The 18,285-nt window shown below is 42.7% G+C and carries 16 protein-coding genes; 6 read left to right on the top strand and 10 right to left on the bottom strand.

The annotated features are described in order from the left end of the window. Window positions 1-1,521 (bottom strand): hypothetical protein (locus FWF39_RS09220; RefSeq protein WP_343383150.1); only part of this gene is annotated, 1,521 nt, incomplete at its 3' end. Between the two features lie 416 nt (window positions 1,522-1,937). Between FWF39_RS09220 and FWF39_RS09225 the strand changes: the two genes are divergently transcribed. After that, window positions 1,938-2,084 carry a hypothetical protein gene (locus FWF39_RS09225; protein WP_343383151.1) on the top strand — a complete coding sequence of 49 codons (147 nt, stop codon included), beginning with the start codon at window positions 1,938-1,940 and terminating at the stop codon, window positions 2,082-2,084. 173 nt (window positions 2,085-2,257) lie between these two features. Continuing rightward, window positions 2,258-3,388, top strand: coding sequence for a hypothetical protein (locus FWF39_RS09230; RefSeq protein WP_343383152.1), 1,131 nt, complete (start codon window positions 2,258-2,260; stop codon window positions 3,386-3,388). A gap of 21 nt (window positions 3,389-3,409) precedes the next feature. On the opposite strand, the gene FWF39_RS09235 is transcribed toward FWF39_RS09230, so the two are convergent. Continuing rightward, on the bottom strand, window positions 3,410-5,707 hold the full coding sequence (locus FWF39_RS09235) for a hypothetical protein (RefSeq protein WP_343383153.1): 2,298 nt from the start codon (window positions 5,705-5,707) through the stop codon (window positions 3,410-3,412). Between the two features lie 232 nt (window positions 5,708-5,939). Between FWF39_RS09235 and FWF39_RS09240 the strand changes: the two genes are divergently transcribed. After that, window positions 5,940-6,167 carry a hypothetical protein gene (locus FWF39_RS09240; RefSeq protein ID WP_343383154.1) on the top strand — a complete coding sequence of 76 codons (228 nt, stop codon included), beginning with the start codon at window positions 5,940-5,942 and terminating at the stop codon, window positions 6,165-6,167. A 14-nt stretch (window positions 6,168-6,181) separates the two neighbouring features. Next, window positions 6,182-6,577, top strand: a complete 396-nt coding sequence (locus tag FWF39_RS09245) for a PIN domain-containing protein (RefSeq protein WP_343383155.1) — start codon at window positions 6,182-6,184, stop codon at window positions 6,575-6,577. A gap of 218 nt (window positions 6,578-6,795) precedes the next feature. On the opposite strand, the gene FWF39_RS09250 is transcribed toward FWF39_RS09245, so the two are convergent. From FWF39_RS09250 to FWF39_RS09260, 3 genes are all read right to left on the bottom strand, one after another. Then, complete coding sequence (locus FWF39_RS09250) at window positions 6,796-9,288, bottom strand: hypothetical protein (protein ID WP_343383156.1); 2,493 nt, start codon at window positions 9,286-9,288, stop codon at window positions 6,796-6,798. Next, window positions 9,254-9,706 carry a PH domain-containing protein gene (locus FWF39_RS09255; RefSeq protein WP_343383157.1) on the bottom strand — a complete coding sequence of 151 codons (453 nt, stop codon included), beginning with the start codon at window positions 9,704-9,706 and terminating at the stop codon, window positions 9,254-9,256. The genes FWF39_RS09250 and FWF39_RS09255 overlap by 35 nt, the downstream gene beginning before the upstream one ends. A 305-nt stretch (window positions 9,707-10,011) precedes the next feature. After that, complete coding sequence (locus tag FWF39_RS09260; RefSeq protein WP_343383158.1) at window positions 10,012-10,965, bottom strand: hypothetical protein; 954 nt, start codon at window positions 10,963-10,965, stop codon at window positions 10,012-10,014. 45 nt (window positions 10,966-11,010) lie between these two features. Between FWF39_RS09260 and FWF39_RS09265 the strand changes: the two genes are divergently transcribed. Together FWF39_RS09265 and FWF39_RS09270 are read left to right on the top strand one after the other, a co-directional pair. Next, window positions 11,011-12,294, top strand: coding sequence for a hypothetical protein (locus tag FWF39_RS09265; RefSeq protein WP_343383159.1), 1,284 nt, complete (start codon window positions 11,011-11,013; stop codon window positions 12,292-12,294). A gap of 85 nt (window positions 12,295-12,379) precedes the next feature. Further along, window positions 12,380-13,078 (top strand): hypothetical protein, encoded by a 699-nt coding sequence (locus FWF39_RS09270; RefSeq protein ID WP_343383160.1) that lies wholly within the window; start codon window positions 12,380-12,382, stop codon window positions 13,076-13,078. 52 nt (window positions 13,079-13,130) lie between these two features. Here FWF39_RS09270 and FWF39_RS09275 read toward each other — a convergent pair whose 3' ends face one another. From FWF39_RS09275 to FWF39_RS09295, 5 genes are all read right to left on the bottom strand, one after another. Continuing rightward, a complete protein-coding gene (locus FWF39_RS09275) occupies window positions 13,131-14,636 on the bottom strand; it encodes a hypothetical protein (protein WP_343383161.1) in 1,506 nt (501 codons plus the stop codon). A 232-nt stretch (window positions 14,637-14,868) separates the two neighbouring features. Then, window positions 14,869-15,444 carry a hypothetical protein gene (locus FWF39_RS09280; RefSeq protein ID WP_343383162.1) on the bottom strand — a complete coding sequence of 192 codons (576 nt, stop codon included), beginning with the start codon at window positions 15,442-15,444 and terminating at the stop codon, window positions 14,869-14,871. Window positions 15,445-15,574: 130 nt separating this feature from the next. After that, on the bottom strand, window positions 15,575-16,345 hold the full coding sequence (locus tag FWF39_RS09285) for a CPBP family intramembrane glutamic endopeptidase (protein ID WP_343383163.1): 771 nt from the start codon (window positions 16,343-16,345) through the stop codon (window positions 15,575-15,577). A 271-nt stretch (window positions 16,346-16,616) separates the two neighbouring features. Beyond that, window positions 16,617-17,096: a hypothetical protein gene (locus FWF39_RS09290; protein ID WP_343383164.1), complete on the bottom strand. Its 480-nt coding sequence runs from the start codon at window positions 17,094-17,096 to the stop codon at window positions 16,617-16,619. A gap of 335 nt (window positions 17,097-17,431) precedes the next feature. Next, window positions 17,432-18,130, bottom strand: coding sequence for a hypothetical protein (locus FWF39_RS09295; RefSeq protein WP_343383165.1), 699 nt, complete (start codon window positions 18,128-18,130; stop codon window positions 17,432-17,434). Window positions 18,131-18,285: the final 155 nt, after the last annotated feature.

The following is an 18,285-nucleotide window of genomic DNA, read 5'->3' on the forward strand; positions in this document are numbered from 1 at the left end:
ACCATAAGAACCAACAGGAATCTCATAACCAATAACACCCAACACAGAAGAACCACCAGAAAAAACAACATCCCAACCAGCAAAAACAAACACACCATAAGCATCAGGAACCCCAAGCGGCAAATCTAGACCATAGTAGTTTGTTGGAGCATCTGCAGACAAAGAGCCGCCGTTTAGCTCATAGTGGATATCATATGTTGTTACTGTTACATTGCTTATTGGGAAAAAGCCTTGGTTTGCACCATTTGTGTAGCTGATGCCGCTGTGTACTGTGTTGTTGTGCCATGTTGCGCTACCAAGGGGGGAGACGGAGAGTGCAGTGTTTGAGTTCTCAATATATACAAAAGGAGAAACTACATCCGGGTTCCAGGCGACCACTACACCTGTGCCAGTAGGTGTAAAACCTGTTCTGCGTACCACATTATTTGTGCCGGTGATATCAGTGCCGTATGCAAATACGAATCCGCCATCTACTATGATAGTGGAAACTGTACCTGTTGGATTGATCGCATAACCTGTTGTGGCTGAAACGGTACCGCCATTTACTGCTATTGTGACATTGACAGAGGAATGTTCAGTATGGATTGCGGTGCCAGTTGTAGTTGAAACGATACCGCCAGTCACTGTTACGCTGGAATTTGCGCCTGTTGTACGGATTGCTTGTCCGGTTGTGGCTGATACGATTCCGCCTGTGACTACAACAGATGCATTAGCTACTGACTCGATGAGACCTGCGGTGTTAGCGGTGCTAATTGCAACACCGCTTATACCATCAGCCCACACTTTGCCGCCGTTGATTTTGGCGACTGAGGTATAACCAACAAGGTTTATGGCTCGACCTTGATCGGTATGACTGTAGACATCGCCAGCATTTACTACAACATTGCCGTAGGTTTGGATGGCATAGCCTAAACGGGAGGATGCGATCGCCCATACGTGACCGCCGTTTACAAATACGTTATCGCCAGTATTTGCGGAATTGATCATGTTGATAACTGGGTGTAGGTTAAAGATTTCGTCTCCACATACTGAGCCAAATCCCTCGATTGTGACGGTTGTGTTTGGGCCTGAGCCTTCGATAGCGGTGCCGCTGTTGGCGTATACAAAGCCGCTCTCGGCGCTACTGGTACCAGTTACGATGACTTTGGCGCCGTTTGCGTTAATTGCGTTGCCGGAGCCTTCATTTTCAATCCAGCCGCCGGGTCCAACTTCAAAAGTGCCAGCGCCAGTAAAACGTATTAGGGGGGATGCTTCTCCGCGGTATATTGCACCCCATTTCACGGTTATTCCAGAACCAATATCGATGTTGAGTGTTGTTGCCTGTTCAACGCTGCCTGTTACCTGGATAACGTTTGGGTCGTTGTTGTCAATTGAGGCTTTTAAGCCAGATATTGCGTCTATGTGGGCAACTAGTTGATCGGCTTCGGGATTTTGGCCCATTACAAAGAGTACTGTTGGAAGGATTGTTAGGATTAATGTGGCTGTTAGTAAGGTTATTAAAAATTTGGTCTTGGTTTTCATTGTGTTTTAACCTTTAGACTTTTGTTTTTGTTTGGTCCTTTAATCATTGGACATTCAAACCGTTGTTCAGCTACACCGCATCATGAGGCTTGTAAAACAAGAGTCATGCAAGTCAACTATATACTTAATACACATTTATATATTTACCATCATGTTTACCATATATACCATAAAAAAACACATAATATATAGAGTAAAAAAGAGATAACGCCACTAACACAACATCCAAAAACCCAAACCAACAATTCAACCACATAACCAGCCAACAAATAGCAAACCCTTACTACAAAAAACAAAAAGTAACCCACACAAAACAGCACTTCACTACACTTTTAGTCACCCCTCCCCTCCTGACAAAGGTAGTTTCAAGAGGGACCTTAAAAGCAAAAACAAACACCAATTTCTTGGAGACCCCCATGGAACAATGTAAAAACCCCTGGAACACACCCGCACACACGAAAACATACAACGCTACCTACCAATATGCCAACAATACTGGAACCAAATCACCGAACAAGAAAAAACAGAATGAAAAAACAAAAACGCCAACACAACAACAATAGATCAAATTTTGACATATACCAAAATTGTTCCTTTTAAATTCAGAGACCAACTGATTGGGTGAAAAAATGAACCAATCTCACACACCTAAAGATCTAGAATTAGCAAAAACTTGGATTACGATTACACAACCAAACAAACACATACTATATGGGTGTCATCGGAGGCATACAAATTGAATTATACTACACCAGAGCAAGAAACCCAGCTGACTGAGGAGTGGACATTTAATGTATGGACCAACGCTGGGGACTGGTGTAATAAATGCGACAAAGATAAAAACAAACTTGTATTTGACGATCAAACAAAAACCACACAATGCAGCCAATGCGGCCATGTTGAGGCCTATGAAGAGATAGACTGGCGAATCCTTCAAGCCGAACGATACGTAACCTACCGCTACATGCCCGGAAAATACTTCTTCAAAGATCACACTATGGAGGAAATTTTTGGAAAATATCTTCGCGAACTCAACCACAACGATTGGTCATCTTGGCTCATACATGATTACGTACTTGCCAAAATAAAAACAGACAAACCAACCCAAGATAAACTAAGAGAAACCGCAAAACAAATCATCAACAAGATGCACTACGACAACAAACCCTGGAAAACACTGTTTGAAAAAATGGACGCCCCCGATCCAGACATGTTCTATCAAGTTCCCCATATCCTCTACGAACAAGCCCAAAAAAAGCTTCAAGAAGCCGCTCCAAAAGAGAAACCGCAAAACCTCATGCAACGCTACGCAAAAACCCTAAACAACATATACGGCTACAGCAGATGGAAAGGAGATAGGATAACCTGCTGGATAATAAGCGAAATTATACAGGTATGTGACATCGAGAGCTACTCAACAGAATTCTACACCAAATACTTTAGCTGTGATCCGATTTTGGAGAATTTTCAAGCAGATTTGCTTGCAGGCAAACCTCATGCATTTGACCCCGATGACACATATATTCAATGGGAACTCAGAGTGGCCGATAATTATTTGGCACAATCCAACGCTATGATAAGTGTTTGGGCAGCATACTATGCACTAGCAGCAAAACTGGGAATCCACGCACTATGGCCGCCCACAAAAACACTAAGCTTTGATATAAAGACCGTTAAAAAAGTTACCAAACTAATCAATGACCCCGAACTCTTTATATTCTACGATATGGCCACCGACCTAAATTCAATTGACAGCCCAAAAGCATGCGGATACGCAAAACAATTTATACAAAAAGTCAAAGAAATCCTGCCAAAAATACCCTCAAAAGAGGCTGAGTTAACAAAAACGGCCGCATACATCAAATAGCAGAGCTATTGAATGGACTGCTCACGGGTTTTCTTTATCGTTTCTTTTTTGCGTTTTTACCAATTCGACGGGTTTTCGCTGCAGAGGTTTAGACCGAATAAGCTGTTGTGGAGATACCTCAGCAATAGAGTTAGCAGGGTTATCGGTAGTTGTTTTTGTTTCTGTAAAGAGGCTCTTTAAGGAGGGGATTTCTCTTGGTTTTGTGTTTAGCGTGTTAGCAAACCAAGTACTGGTTTTTTGGGAGTCCAGATCGTTTATTGCTTGGGTTGTAAATTTTTCATCATTCATAAGACGGGTAAATGCACCGTGGTCTTTTCCCATAATATAGTAATCAATGTTTTTTGCCAAGATGGGGTTGCGTTTGACCACTACATCACGAACTTTTGCCATAGCGTAGCCATATGTTTTCTGTTCTTTGGGAGTTAGCTTTACCGCTGAAACCTCGGAGAATCTCTGGCCTAAAATATCTGCAGAGGCATTGTAGAAATTTGTTGCACCATAATGGTCTTCTTTGCCGCGTCTGCTTTCAGGTATGCCTAATTTTTTTACTCCGGCGAAGAGTTTGGCGTTTGCAATGGATCCTTTTTGGGTCACCGTGCCGGTGTTAAAAACGTCTATGGCGAAGCGAGGAGAGTTGTCTAGGGCTTCGAGGTTGGGGGTGTAGATGCCTTTTTTGAGGGCTGTGACTGTTTCTTTGTTTGTTGCTGCTTCGTCACGTGCGTTTTGATAAAAGGTTGCTCGGCCTTCTTTGGGCAGGCGGCCCTGGGTTTGGGCGCGGTGCCAGTTGCTGTAGGCAATCTCAGGGGGTAAGGATGTTAAATGGCGTCTAATCTCCAAGCCTGCGGCTTTGGGATTTTTTAGATTCTCTGCTATCTCGGGGTAGTTAGAGACAACATAGTCGTGGTATAGATCTTCATCTGTTTTTGTATCCAGCTCGCTTAGAAAAAGAGCGCTGGATTCAGAAGATGCTGAGGGGAGAACGTCGCTTGAGGAGTTTTTGTAGAGTACCGCACTCAAAGTGGAGCCGGCTCGGTGGTTGAGAAGATCGTGAACTGGTTTTTGTTGCATACCCATAGAGCTGATAACACTGCGGCCCATGCTACGCATGCCCATTGAACCCATAACAAGTCGACTTCCTCCGCCTCCGCTTGATAAGAACCCCATCACTGCCCCAGGGGCAGCGCCTGATACAAACCCTTGGCCGGCTTGGTTTAGCATCTCTGTTTTGCTCAAACCCATACCGCTCAAGCCGCTAATGCGACTGGCCATACCTGCCCCGCCACCCAAAATGGCTCCGCCGGCCATGCCCATAGCCGCTCCAGCCGCTGTGGTGACCGCTCCCCCAACCATGTTTGCTGCCGACATACCTAACGCGCCAAACTTGCCCACAAACACCGTGGACATGTAGGCCGCGGCAAAAAGCGTAATAATGGCTATCAAAATCTGGGTGAGGGGGTTTAGTGTTGTGGTTATCAGTATCTGGTAGCCAAAGAGCAATATTATTGAGGCCATGATGCTGGCAAACATGAAGCCGATTAAATCTTGCAGAAGGGTATCAGCAAAGTGTTTGGTCAACGGAATTAGACGCAAAACAAGAATCAAAGGTAAAACCGCGGCAAGAACCCCTGTGAAAAAAAGACGCGTAATACCCATAACTAGGGTCAACATCAGAATGGAGGCAACAAGCATAATGAGAATTCCGCTAAAGAAAAATCCTGTGAAGGGATCCATATTGGGCAGAGGAACAGTCCCTATACCGCCAGTGGCATAACCAACAATGATGTCAATAATATTGCCTGAGGGGATAAGAAGACCCGAGCCGCCTATACCGGGCCAGCCTACAAAGAGGTTTATAGCACCAGCCACAGTGTTGTAGATGGGCTGGCAGGCAAACAATAAGATCAAGGTAAAAACACTGTTCATGATGATATTGGCGGCTGTGCCTTCATTCATTATCCTGAAATTTTCCAACACATAACATATAGCAGCCACAATCAAAACCACCGCAAACATAGCCAAAGCAATTGTACGCATCAACTCAAACACCACCACCATAGGTGTGCCTAATTGCTGCCCAAGAGTGGCACCGTTACTGACGGGGGGAGTTATTAGGGGCAACTCTAAAAGATAGGAATAGATACCCTCCGGACCGCCAATTATTATATCAAATAAAGTCGACATAATCACAGGTGCCGCAAGATAGATGGCAAACATGGTGATGGTGAAAAAGGCAATCAGAATACCAGCATCCACCCCAAGCAAAGCCCGAGTAGACCTTAACCTACAAATTACATCATTGATTTTTTTGTGAACTACCACACACCAGGACCGAAACCTATCCGACAACAACAACTGTTACTGCACCATAAATCAAACCCAGCTTCTTTTTAAAAGCAAAAAACCCATGACCCAACAACAACCACACTAACAGCTATACGATAACGATCTAAAAACCCATCAAACCCATAAAAGAAAAAGGCAATATCTACTACGTATTATGTTTAAACAGTTCAGGCTTAAACAGTTCACTCACTTTGGAAGGGTGATTGCCGTGACTGAAACTGTATTAAATACCAAAACCTTGCCCAAGACTTTATCCAAGTTAATTAGAACCGAAAAAGTAGAGGTACGTGAAACCGATGGCGAAATACGCCTCATACCAATAGAAGAACCACTTGACTATATCAGCAAATTACGCGGCTCACTCTCTGATTATCCAGAGATGTCGGTTGATAAATTCTTAGAACGAAAACACGCCGATAAGGAACTAGAAGAATAAACTCCGTCTACATCATGGACGCCTGCGCACTAATAGCATTCTTACGTGATGAACTAGGAGCAGAAACGGTCATAATCATTTTGAAATCCGCAAAGGAATGCAAAATAGAAATTCACATGAACAGCATTAACCTCCTTGAAGTGTACTATGACATTTACCGTAACCTAGGAAAAACAAAAGCTAACCAAGAACTGACAATGATTAAAAAACTGCCTATAATAATACAGTCCACTTTGTCGGAAGTTTTCAATGAGGCAGGACGATATAAAGCTTCATACAAAATCTCACTTGCAGATTCAATAGCTCTTGCAGAAACATCGGTTTGCGGAGGAGAACTACTAACTGCTGATCATCACGAATTTGACATTATCGAAAAACAAGAAAAAATCAAATTCCACTGGATAAGATAACATATCGTCTATATTCTACCACTTGCTACTATAGAAGACAGTTTTGTTAACTGTAGCAACAAATTTTAGTTTAAGGTAGTATTGCATTGTTTTGGGGCAGGTTTTCGTGTCCCCAGCGGGGTGCGGGATCGTCAGAGGCGGCAACGTCCGTGACCTATTTAACGGCACACGACACCTACAGCTCTTTATTATTGAGCCAAAAATATGCTTTTGGTGAGCTATTGTTTTGCTCGTATTAGGTATATGGTAAAGCTTGTGAGTATAGCAACGATGATAATGATTGTGAGGTATATTGTTGCTTGGTTGAGGGGTATGTTCCATTTTGGATCAGAGTAAGGTTGAACAGCGATGATTTGATGGAAAGTTGTGTTCCAAACGTTTGTGGCCTCAACATAGAGCAGGGCTTCACCTTGATCGGTTAGAGCGGTTAGGGTTGGGTCTTTTGATAGGGCAAGTTGGGTTTGTCCACAAAAACCTAAAGCTTCGCTAAATATGGAGCTGTAGCCTTCGTAGTATTGGTAGAATTGGGCGGTTTGTTTATCATAGTTGGGTGGGGTTTGGATTTGTTGTTGGGGTTGGGTTAGGTTTAGGGTTTTTTGTAGTTTGAGGTTGAGTTGGTCTTTGGGAAGTTGTTCTAGGTTTTTTTGTTGGGGTGGTGTTTTTGTGATTTGGTATATAGATATGGTTGTTAGGCCGCCTAGCTCTGTTGGGGCTTCGAGGGTTAGTTGGATTGTTTGGGGATCGTCGGCGATAATGCTGATTGGTAGGGGGGAGGTGGGGTCGAGGTTTAGGGGGAGGTTGTAGGATTGGTTGTTTCTAAAGTTTAGTTGGATGGTTCTTTGCAGTGTGACTGTTTGTTTTTGTTTTGCTTCTATGTGGAGGTTGTAGTAGAGGGGGCTTGTTTGTTTTAGATTGGCTGTTAGGGTGCCTGTTCCGGAAAAAGTTTGGGTGTCTGAGTCATACATGTCGGTTTGTACGAGTTTGAGGGCTGTTTGGTCGGTTGTTTGTTCTTCTAGTTCCCAGAGTAGGATGTCGGTTTGGGTGAAGTTAAATGCGGATTTGAAACTGGCTGTTATGTTGACTGTGGGGTCGGGGTTCCAGGTTTGGTTGGTAGGGTTCCAGTGGTAGGCTGTTACGTTGAAGGGTTTGTTGTAGAAGTGGTATTGTGTAGTAAAGTTTGTTGTGAAATAGTTTGGGTTACCAAATCGTGTGCTGCCTGTTGTCACATTGTAGTGAAGGGTGTCGGTGAAGTTTTGGGTGGTTAGGGCTTTTGTGATTTGGGGATCTAGGCGGTATTGGATTTTTGCGTAGCGTTGGTTTGAGTTGAAGTATAGTGGCAGGGGTGTGGTGCAGTGCAGGGTTTGGTTTTTGCTTATGTTTTGTTCTTGGGCAAAATTTTCTAAGGGTTTGTTGTGGGCATATATTGCGGTAACGGTACTTCCAATTGGGGTGGTTGTTAGGGTTCCATTGGGTGAATTGAATTGTTGGATGAGCGGGTTTATTTCGTCATCGGGAATTTGGTTGGTTTGGAGGGGCATTATTTGGTCAGATGAGGGCGGGAATACGAGGTTGAGTTGCCATTCGAACCATTCCTGTGCTGGGGGTTTTGTTGGGTTGTTGGGGGTTTGATCTATTGCTGTTGTTGTTACTGTTGTTGCTTGCAGTGTTTTGGTCCAGGTGTAGGTGTGGTTTGTGTTTATTTGCCAGCTATATGTTTTGGGGAGTTCCCCTGCGTTGAGGGTTTCTCCGTCAACTATTAGCAGAGTAGAGGAGCTGGGTGTGTTGTTGTTTGTTATGCCTATGGTGAGGAATTGGATGGTTGTGGTTTGGTTGAAAAAGTTGGCTACGGTTAGGTTTGGGATAAGTTGCTGTTGGTGCAGGGTGTTTAGTTGGGGGATTTTTTGTGCATAGCCATCCCAGTGGTAGTCATCGATGATAGCGCGTTGGGCGAGGTTGTGGGTGGGTCCGTTGCCGTCGTAGCGGATAATTTGTGCAAAGGGGCAGTCAAAGCTAGATTCGCCGCTACTACTGCTGTTGCTGTTGTTGTTTGTATTGGGGAGGGTGTAGGTTAGAAGGGGGGTGAAGTGGGGATCGTAGTGAACCACTTGCACACTTAGAGTTGTTTGGGTTATCACATAAGAGGAGGAGGCGGAGGTGTTTTCAGGTTCAGATGCTTCGCGGCCCCATATTTCAACAGTGAAGAGGTAGGTTTTTGCTTCGGCCTCCGATGATACCTCAAAGGCGCTCAAGCCAGTTGGGGAAGTCAAATCATCTGTGTTAAGCATATTGAAGGCCTCAGAAGGATAGTTGATTGCAGCTTTTTCAAAGATGAGGCTATTTGGCAGCTTGATGTGGCAGGTTAGGGTGAATTGGTCGTTGGGATAGAGGGTTCCATCAGCATTTATGGCCGGATAACCATATTTGTCCAAAAGCGGTTCCAAAAACAACTCAGCAGAAACAACCTCCACCTCCGCTGTCTCTTGGGTGTTTTGGGCAAACATCAAGGGCAGAGCAGGCATCAAGAAGAGAAGAATTGTGAAGCCTATCAGCGTTAACAGCAACAACCTAAAAAGAAGAGAAGGAGAAGGAGGCGGCGGTAGTGGGGTGGAAAGTTTGGGGTGGTGTCGTCCAATGTTTTTGTTGATTGGGGTAGTGGTAATAGTAGTGGTGGTGGGGTTAGTTGGTTTGTTGGGTGGTTTGTTTGGCGGCAACTATGAGTCTCCTTAGTGTTTGGGGTTTTTTTACTCCTGTTAGAATTAGGGGATTGTAGGTGAGGCTTGAGCTGTTAATGTAGAGGGTGCCAAAGTGAAAGAGGCGTCCCCAGATTCCTTGGGTGATGGTTATGTTGGCAATTTTGTTGAGGGGAATTGCTTCGGCATGAAAAATTGGTCGGACTTGTTTTTTGGAGATGCCGTAACTAGAGACGATATAGAGGGTTGAATTTGCTGTCTCAACAGCGACAACTATCATCAATATTGCAATAACTAATCCAAAAAGAGGCACCCAGAAAAAAACGGCAGGAACACCCATCCAAAGCGTAACTCCAGCAATAATTACCAACCCAATACCTTCAAACAACCCTAAAAAAGATAGAACCGAGGGCTTTTCTGACCAAAGACATGTATCCAACAGATAACACCAAAAACCATACCACAGAATTTTAAAAACAACAACACACAGCAGTTAGGTGCATCAGATAGGTCAGGCTGCAGAAAGCTGCCAGTACAATAAGTGATATAATCGATCTGTCAAAGAAGTAAACTGGTCTGCTAAACAGACCAAAAATAACTACACCACATTCTCAGAGTTGGCGAAGTTTTTCTACCATAAAGAAACCATGTTTTGTGTTGTGTTGTTTTATCGGTAGTAGGTAGCAACTAACGGCTGATTCAACGAATCGCTACAGTAAGCTGGTGAATTGAGTGGTTGTAGATTTAATTATTGCTGTTGTTGTTGGGTTTGCGTATTTTGAAAAGTATTAGTGTTAATAGTAGGGTTATGATTGATAAGAAAATTACAATGATGATGGTAAAGGTTGCTAGGGGCATTGAAATTATGTTGGCGTCTTTTTCAGTTGGTGCAAAAGAATCGGCATTGGGGGATGGTGTAATTGTGACTGCAGGGTCGGGGGAATTGTCAGAAGTCTGGTAGTTAGGTAGGGTGAATGTTTGTTTACTATAGTTAGTTTCACCTTCAACCGCACCAGCTGTTAAATAGCTCGTGGAGAGGCCCGTGTAATAGTATGGAGTATATTGTATAAATTCGCTGTAATACATCAACATTGCAGTTACGGTTACATCAATTTGGGCGTTTGGAGGGTAATCTCCATAGATTGAGACTGTTGTGTATTCCGAATTGGAAGCTCTGAGCAGGTTGAATGGCGGTTCGTCGGGAAATTCCTGAAAAGAATAATTATAAAAACTGTAATACTCTGCACTGCTTGTGTCTGGAGAAGCAAAATGGCCCCGCTCACTTATAGAGTAAAATAGGTAATAGTTAACACCGTTTATTTTTTCTTTAAATGACTGATTTTTTATCTTGACTTCTATGGTGTTCTTGTTTCTTGTTTCAGATATTTTTTCGCCTGTATAGGGGTCGGTATGGATTGTGGTTTCTGATGCTGGAACGAATTTTAAGCTAAATTCGGGAGGGGCTGGTTTTTGGAGTGTCTGGGCAAAAATGGGTTCAGTAGAAAATAGACAGGCGATTGTGAGAAAACACATAATACTTAGGGATAGTGCAAACAGCAACGGTAACCCTTTGATTAGGTGACCCATGAGGTTTCTTATGGTGTAGTTGTTATAAAGTTTACGAGAAGGGTTAACTAGGCCTTCCCAAAATATTCCACCGGCCTCAACAGAGAAATTACGAGATACAACAAAGCGCATCCTATCAGTTCTTTTAAAGTTAGAAAAATCTAAGTATCGATAGCTATGGAGTTAGTCAATAGGGAATACTGGGTTGAGGTTAGACCCCTGATAACCTCAGAGTTAAACACGGGAAATTTTGCACCTATCCTAGATGCGCTATACAACCTAGCTAAACCCTACCGCTTTCTCATCAAAGACACCGGAAACAGAGGGTGTGAAGCGTCGTCGTTGATTAGGTTCTATCTTCAGCTTGCTGATGAGCAGACAAAAAATCAGATCGCAAACATCATAAGAACACTCATAGATGTTGAGGTAGTAAGTGCTGAGCCGCCTGAGCAATGCTATCAGTTCAGAGCAGAATTAGAATTAGCGAAAAACTATGCCCTGCCCATAGTTAGCTATCAAGAAAAAAAGCCCCCAAACCTCATAGACCGATTAGTTGCCTCCATCGCCGGTTCAAACACAAGCCTAGAGATCACCGCCCAAGCCGACCCCAACGCACTTTTGAGTATACAGAAATATATCTTCGAAAAAACCAACCAAACCCCCAACCTAAACAAAGAATTGCTCAATCAAAGCATTGATGCTGTTGGCACCATCGCAAAAAGAAATCTAAAAACCAAACCAGCCAAAAACGTCTCACCCTACAATAACTCTGATCCTTGGGTGAGAGAGTGTACAAAAAATGCAGCCATAAAACTTGCCAGCACCCTCTTTATCTGCCAAATAGTTATCCAAAGCAACTCGGCACAAACCGCTCAAGCTATCAAAAAAGCACTACCCGCCTCCGCTATGAACCACTTCAAAACCGTTAAAAAACAAAAAAATCCACACCTACCCCAAACAACACTAAAATCACCCTCAAACCATTGGCTAAGAAACAATATTTTTTGCCGCCTATGGTGGATAACACCCATAGCAGTGCTCTTACTGATATATCAGCTGGGATTATTTGATCCTATAAAATTTATCACCTCACCGCTTAGCAAGATGGAGTTTTGGCCACCGCTTTTAGCAGCCAGCTTGGCCGTTGGGTTATGTCTCACCCTTAGAAAACGCCACCCCATTGTACTGTCCACCCAAGAGTTAGCACAAATAATCGGGTTACCCAGCGCAATAGAAAAACTACCCATCGCTCTTGGCAAAGTACCGCTCTCAAGAATGCAACTAGGCACCCAACAAACCAACCCAAACCAAACCAAACAACCCCAAAACAAAAAAGAGAAACCAAACCAAAAAAACAACCACCCGCCCAATCATCAGCAACACCATAATCATCATCAACATGGTCTGCCATCGGCTCTTGAAAACAAAGGGCTCCCAGCAGTTGAAACAGAGCAGAAGTAGAGGGAGATATCTTGGAGTTATTTGGGTGGGCATTATTTGTTTTTAGTTTGGGGATTTTGGGGTATGCTTCACTGCAAGATGTGAGGTGTCGGCAGGTTTCGAATTGTGTTTGGGTTATCGGCTATCCGATAGGGAGCATAATAACCTTGCCGCTTTAGCCGCTGAACCCCTTAGGGCACAGGTTGTTTGTCTTTCACTGGGGTTTGCAGTCGGTTTGGGGTTGGTTTTGTTTTGTTTGGGTTTCTATGGAGGGGCAGATGTTAAGGCACTCATATTTGTTGGCTTAGCGGCTCCCTTGCTGCCCTTGAGTGGTAATGTGGGTTTGGGTTTTTTGGATTTGCCTTTGGTTTTAGTTGTGTTTTGTTATGCATCTCTTTTATCTTTGGTGTGGCCGTTGGCGATTTTTATTTTGAATCTAAAAGATGCACTTAGGGGACACAATATGTTTGGAGGTATCAAACTTTCTGTGCGTAAAAAAGTTTGGTTGTTGTTTACTGCAAGAAAAGTACCGTTAGAAAAACTAAAAAGTTTGAGATACTCCCCCGCCGAGAGAGTAGTGTTCCAAGAAGGTGAGCCTGCTAGGATGGTGGTGCATTTTGTGAAAGCAGAAACTGATTTGGAGAAATATTTCGCTACTTTAGAAAAACACCAAACCCTCTACCAAAAAGGTATTCTTACATCTCCAACAATACCTACGATAGTTTTTCTCACCTTAGCTATGGCAAGCCTGCCGTTATTGTTGTTGAACCTGGTTTTCTTGGGTGCCAACACACTATTCTTCTAAGGGGATTTATCCAACAACTATTATGGCTTGTGAACCAATCAGGCAGTAGTTGTTATTTGTTCCAGTAGTAGATATTTGGGTATCGGTTTGCTATTTGGTAGTTGGGGTCGTCGTAGACTATGTCAAGTTTTGCGCCGTATTGGTTAAGTCTGGTTTGCATTTGGTCCCAGATCGGTTGGCAGGTATCGTCTGCGTCCCATAGGCCCCATATGTTGTCTTGTGGGTTTCGCATACCCCAGCCATAATTTTTAGGTAACACTAGTACGGCTTCAGCGCTTATGCCTCCGTGAATAACCTTAGGGTTTTGAACTACCTCAGTCCAGAAATGTTCCAAAGCTTGGAAGTGTTCTTCTTGTAGAGTGTTTGGGTTTGTGGGGTCTTCTGAGTAGTTAAAAATTATCACATACTCTGCACCTGCCTCATAGGATAGTTTCATCTGCTCAAACATCTCCTCGCCTTCAGCAAGATAGGGTGTCTGAGTGTATTTCCAGGTAAGTATGGTGCCCCAGCTTTTACCTAAAAGATTAGCTGCCCCGCGAACTAGACCAATATGCTGTGCCGCTGAATGGTTCCAGGCCAACTCTGCAAGCACCACATCATAACCACCCTTGTAGTTCCACCAGTAAAGTCCATAATCAGCCGTAAAAACCAAAAGATCCTGCTTATTTAACTGCGTTTTATCTATACCCTCCAACAATCCTCTCTGCATGTCTACAAACACATCAGCCGCATCACCATAAGTCTGGATAGGATTCTGCTCAACGAGCACCTCATAGGACAGCAACGATCCAGTATATTTTGTGATATCTTCAGGGGCATAAAATTTGTATCCTGCATCAGTAAATTCTTGAATTGTGATTGTCCGATTTGAATAATAATTAATGTATTCCGTATAATGCCCTCTTGAGTCAGCACCAACAGTTACAAGAGATATCTCACCATTATCCCCATATGTAACCGCAGTAGTACTGGTTGATGTATCAGATAAAACCCGAACCTGCAGACCAGTATCTTCTAAACTGTTATTATTAATATTATTATACTCTACATTATTAGTGGTTCGAACAGATATTGATCTGCCATATTTTTCGATGGACATTGCAGTTGTTTTGTTTATTTGGGCGTCTCTTTTTAATGTGAGTCCTACACCGTCGAGCATTTTTCCGCCTGGTTCATCGTCGTAATATATTCCAATGAATTGTTTGCCCCAGCGTTCTTTTGCTTCGATAAGCCAGCTACTTAATTGTTGTGTGCTTAATCCAAGAGACTCACTTGTACTGCTACCAATGGCATAATTCATTTTTGACGCCACAACATAATCGCCTATCTCCTCCATAGCAGAAGTATATCCCTGCAGATGGCCAGATTGCAAAACAAACAAGTTTGTATAATCCTTTACTTTATCAACAAGTTCCTTAGCCTCTTGAACCGAGCCGCCACAATAGGTAACCCCAACATAGAATTGTTTGTGTCCATTTTGATTAAACACAAAAAAACTTGTAACAGCCACTAAGCAAATCAATAACAGAACAACTGCTACAACCAACTTTTTTTTCATAACTTACACACCTATTGGCAACAGACACTGATTAACCGAAAGGAGCACGGTACAACCACACAGGATCATCTCTATTTTCAGCATGACGCCAAATAAGCCAAAGCTACACTTATTTCTATTCCCAAATTGAGCAGAACAAAGGTAACCACAAGGGATAGAGCAAAACAATTGAAAAGATGCAAAAAAATTGAGATACCACCCTGCCTTATGAGGTGCATAATTTGTTTGTTGTTTAGGATTTTTCTATGGTGCTTTTTTCTATTAGTTGATCGTAGAATTTTTTCACAGTGCTTTTTAGTTCTTCTTCGTTTGCGATGCCTGAGCAGATGAGTTTACCTGTGAGAAAAACAAGAAAGGTTGCTTTGGTTTGGTCCATTTTGTAGATGGCCGCTGGGAATTTGTCGGGTTCGTATAGGGCTGATTCGAATTGGTTTGTGAATTGTTCTAAGGATATGGTTACACCGGCTATGGCTACAGAGGCAACGAGGTTTTTTACGCAGCTTTCATAGGTACAGTTGTTTGAAACTAGGGCTTCAGTTTTGAGGCGTTTTAGAAAGTTTGTTATCGCCTCGCGGCCTTGGGCTTCTGAGGTTGTGCCGGTGCAAACAAATTTGCCGCTTCTAAAAAGCAAAAAGGTAGCAGAAGGCACCCTTAACTTAAAGACCAACCCAGGGAACCGTCGCCAGTTGCACTTTGAACCCTCCAACTTGGAATTCGCAGCACCCAAATCAATGCAGTCACTAAAAGAACCGGTTATCACAATATTTTGTATAATGATTTCATAGTCAAACAACCTAATCACAACCATAAGAAATCTGTACCTTTAAAAAGCAGAACAAAACACCTTGATTTGCACTATTTGCATTCGTATCTGCCTCACTGAAAACACCAGAGGCAAATTTAAGAGTAGATAAACACGTCTGCAGGAGTTTAATCAGTTATGTCTGCGTTAAATTGTTGGTCAGGTTCTTTGTTTTCATGAGTTTATTGAATGGTAAAACATGCAAAATAATCATCAATATCGTAAAGCTAAGGATTGTTATAATCCAATGTGTATAGACTGAGGGTGCAGAAAAGGAGATGGGCAGAGACAGATCAATGATGTTTATCAAGACATGGAACGCGACAACGGCCCACAAATTTCCGTTACTTTTTTTAAAAAAATAGCCAACAAAGATACCGAAGAATAATACGTAAATAAATTGTCTTTGGAAAAACATTTCAAGCCAGTTAGCTTGGAAAATGTGGATATGCTGTAGAGTAAACAGCAGTGTTGAGATAGAAATGCCAAGCACATAACCATATTTTGAAGCAATTCTAGATTCAGAATATGCCCGGTAGGCAACTTCTTCTGCAAAGGCACCAAAGCTACCGTATAAAACATAGAGCACAAACACTAGAGTTATTGCCACTGTTATAGGAAAAGAAGAGAGCGTTCCGTTTGCAAAGGAAATAGAAGCTGGTTTGCCGCCTAAAAGTACGACAAACCCAAAAAAGATCACCTGAAGCAATACTGCTAAGAGCAATCCCAGAAGAACCACCCGGGCGTCTTTGAATTGGAATAGGTCAGTTAATTTTGTTTTCATATCTTTCTTTATGAGCACTAAGCTGAGTAGAAAAACCGCCAAATAGGACAAAAACATACCTACATAGGGCAGTGCAACGGGGAAAGTCACGTTCCACATAGGATAACGTACAATATAGATCACCTAGCTGATTGCGAGTAAAAACAAAGGCCCAACAAAGACCCACAACCTGTTTTTTGAAGCCATATGACGAACCAACCTTAGGTTGTGTCCAGTTAAAAACTATATGGAGCTTATGGTACAATCGTTTACTGCCCTGATAGATAAAATATAACCGATACCCCATCAATAGATAGACAACAACTACCGAGATGTCAAGTGTACTGCACCATTGCTTAAGGGGTAACAAATTCAGACCCCTAAGAAATTTGAGCACAGCCTAAGTCTTAGCAGTTTAATTGTTGCTTGTTAGGTTCCTGACGTATTTGTTGAGCTTTGGTTTGGTTAAAACCGCTATTATAGCAGGTAAACTGCACAGCATTAGTATTCGTCCAAAAATGGCTATTCGATCAGTTAGTACGGCCATGAAGAGTTGACTCCAACCAAACGGCAACACCCCAGTGGTGATGTATAGGGCTGGAAGAGGGGGAGATACAATAAAGGTAAGAATAATCCCAGCTAACACGATGTATTCTTTGCGTTGAAACGCATGATACCCTAGTGAAACCCCAATGACCATAACCCAAACTATTAGAGAAATTGCCACAAATATTCCAGATGAACCACCAAAAATAGGGAAGAAATAAGCTAAAACAGTAACTGGAAAAAGAAGCAGCATCAGCAACAGATTTGAGTACCTCAAAAGTTTAACCCTGCTAAAATAGGCCAGGCAGATAAAGCAGACGGCGTATTGAATGGCCATCCACTCAGCCATACCCTGTCCCATAATTTTTGGAATTGGAAAGAAATACAGATCTGAGATCAAATTAGGTAAGAACACTAAAGCTAAAATTAACCAAAAATAATCCTTTGTCTGCTCATATTTTTGGCTATAGCAGGCCAACATTGCCAAATAGATAAAGATCCGGCCCAACCGATTGGATGATAGAGGGAGGGTATGGGGCTGTTGTTTATTATGGGTCCAAAGGGGCTGAAAAATAACAGAACAAAAGCTAAGCCTGCAAAAACCAACAGCAACGCTGATTGTATACTAACTTTGGGCTGCGCTGGTTTAGTTTTAGTTGGTGGTGCAGGGAGGCTGATTTAGAGTTACGCTCCCGATAGCTGGTAGATTTTCATCTGTGCATTTTGGTAAACTAGGGTTAGGCCTGTGTCGTTGTTGTTGTCAAGTAATTTGGAGAGCATTGTGGTCTTTCCTAAATCGGTAAATTTCATCAGGGGACCGTCGCTGGATACATAATCGGTACTGTTAAGGCCAACGGCTTTGCACATCCAGGCCGCTTTTATTTCATCGTCTTTGCAAACCATGACATAGTCTGCGTTGTATTTTTCCATAAGCTCCATCAATGTTGAGGGGTTATCTGTGATGAGTGCTTGTGCTATGTCCACGATTTTGTCGTTTGTGTCGAACTCGTTTATCTCACTTGAATCACTAATGGAGGGAAGAATTTCTTGTGAGGGGTTTCGTGCCACTGCATTTCTTTGTCCTATGGCGGTTATCATGTGTCCATAGTCCCACCAGGCAAAGATTGTTGCGTTTTCAGGAGTTTGAGCACTAATCCAGTTTAATCCGTCTTTTAGGTTATCGTCAAAGTATGCGGAGCTATGTTGACCTGTCTCGTCGGTATAGGTTAGCTGTACATGGTCACTCCAGCGGGTTAGGGTGGCGTTGTATTTTCCGCCTAGGTTATCGATACTAAGGGGAGAGGGGTAAAATGAGAAAGCAACAGCCGCAACTATAACTGCAATCGCCGCGACGGCTATAATTAAAAACCACTTTTTAACCAACTTGTACACCAGTTAATTTTTGTTAGCTTTTGCATACTGCTTTGACCGCATTATAAATAAGTGTTGATTGTATATGTTAACACGTGCTTAGTTATGAATAAAAAGTACAGTGTTAACTTGACCAAAGATGAGCGTTGGATAATTTTTGAGACAAT

This window comes from Candidatus Bathycorpusculum sp. (genome assembly GCF_009778815.1).
In the GTDB taxonomy this organism is placed as follows: Archaea; Thermoproteota; Bathyarchaeia; order Bathyarchaeales; family Bathycorpusculaceae; genus Bathycorpusculum; species Bathycorpusculum hydrogenotrophicum.